Origin of the sequence: Pseudoalteromonas sp. SR45-5 (assembly GCF_014163565.1) — a bacterium.
Lineage (GTDB): Bacteria > Pseudomonadota > Gammaproteobacteria > Enterobacterales > Alteromonadaceae > Pseudoalteromonas > Pseudoalteromonas distincta.
This window is the reverse complement of the sequence record NZ_JACJDN010000729.1, coordinates 1-1,814: the sequence shown is the minus strand read 5'-3', so window position 1 is coordinate 1,814 and position 1,814 is coordinate 1. Positions and strand designations below refer to the sequence as shown.

The window sequence follows — 1,814 nt, the reverse complement described above, 5'->3', positions numbered from 1 at the left end:
GCAAAAAAATAGGGCCTGTTGACCTTTCAGGATTAAATTTGTTCTATCTATGGGTGATTTAATCACGGCGCGAGGTTTGTAACCTAGTGGGCTAAGTAAAAACCGAGCAAAGCTTCCGCGTCCTGCTCACGCCCCTTACCTACATCCATGTAGGCAACAAAGAGTAAATCGCCCCTAGGACGAACCCGAGGGCAGTGCATGTTTGGCATTTATGCTGCGTTATCGCCTATTTGTGTGGAGTAACCACACTACATAGACTCTGCCTTGCCTAAAAACCAAACATACTACTGCAAATTAAACCTCGAAAGATAAACAGGCCCCTAGCCTATGTGATCTAAATTACTGCTGCTTATGCAATTAAGCGTAAACAGGTAATTTTGCACAAATTGCTTTTACTTTTTCTTTAACTTGCGCCTGTACAGATTCATCAGTGATGTTATCTAGTACGTCACAAATCCAGCCAGCAAGCTCTTTTGATTCTTCTTCTTTAAAACCACGACGAGTGATTGCAGGAGAACCAATACGCAAACCAGATGTTACAAACGGAGAACGTGGATCGTTTGGCACTGAGTTTTTATTAACTGTGATGTTAGCGTTACCAAGGGCTGCGTCTGCATCTTTACCAGTAATATCTTTATCGATTAAATCGAGTAGGAATAAGTGGTTTTCAGTTTTGTCAGATACGATTTTGTAGCCGCGCTCTTGCATTACAGCAACCATTGCTTTTGCGTTTTTAACAACTTGTGTTTGGTATACTTTAAATTCTGGTTGAAGCGCTTCTTTAAATGCCACTGCTTTTGCTGCAATAACATGACATAAAGGACCACCTTGGCCACCAGGGAAAACTGCGCTGTTAAGCTTTTTATAGATTGCTTCATCGCCACATGCAGAGATAATTAAACCACCACGAGGACCAGCAAGTGTTTTATGCGTAGTTGTAGTTACAACATGTGCATGAGGAACTGGGCTTGGGTAAACGCCTGCCGCAATTAAACCTGCAACGTGAGCCATATCAACAAACAGGTAAGCACCTACTTTGTCAGCAATTTCACGGAATTTAGCCCAATCAACAATACCTGAGTACGCTGAGAAACCACCAATAATCATTTTTGGTTTATGCTCAAGTGCTAGTGCTTCAACCTGTGCGTAATCAATTTCGCCCGTTGTTTCATCTAGTCCGTATTGAATTGCATTGTAAAGCTTACCAGAGAAGCTTACGTGTGATCCGTGAGTTAAGTGACCACCATGAGCTAAGCTCATACCAAGTACAGTGTCGCCTGCTTCTAATAGCGCTAGAAAAACAGCAGCATTAGCTTGCGAACCAGCATGTGGTTGTACGTTTGCGTAGTCAGAACCAAATAACTCGTTAGCACGGTCAATTGCTAATTGCTCAACAACATCAACGTGCTCACAACCGCCATAATAACGTTTGCCAGGGTAACCTTCTGCGTATTTATTTGTAAGCTGTGAACCCTGCGCTTCTAGTACGCGTGGGCTACAGTAGTTTTCTGAAGCGATTAGTTCAATGTGCTCTTCTTGGCGAGCAGTTTCTTTGTTTATCGCGTCAAATAACTCTGGATCAAAATCCGAAATATTCATGCTACGTTCTAACATTGGGGTCTCCTAGGGCAACGTGTATGGTGTTTTTTAGAGGCTTTATTGTACGCTTTAAACGACTCTTTGCCTACGCTCTTAAGTTGAGGATATTTAAACAGGGATTGAAACTATTTCACAGACTTTTTAAGATGATATTTTCTTATAAAACCATAACGATTTTAAATGAATGCTATTTCCTACATTTAATTAGTAAATGC

General features: G+C 41.4%; 1 protein-coding gene. It reads right to left on the bottom strand.

Translation table 11 applies throughout. The annotated features are described in order from the left end of the window. Nucleotides 1–357: 357 nt before the first annotated feature. Nucleotides 358–1,614 carry a serine hydroxymethyltransferase gene (gene glyA, locus H5072_RS18435; protein ID WP_002961763.1) on the bottom strand — a complete coding sequence of 419 codons (1,257 nt, stop codon included), beginning with the start codon at nt 1,612–1,614 and terminating at the stop codon, nt 358–360. Nucleotides 1,615–1,814: the final 200 nt, after the last annotated feature.

Bases quoted from the DNA above. Each gene is read 5' to 3' on its own strand.
- glyA (WP_002961763.1), bottom strand. From the start codon at position 1,614: ATGTTAGAACGTAGCATGAATATTTCGGATTTTGATCCAGAGTTATTT.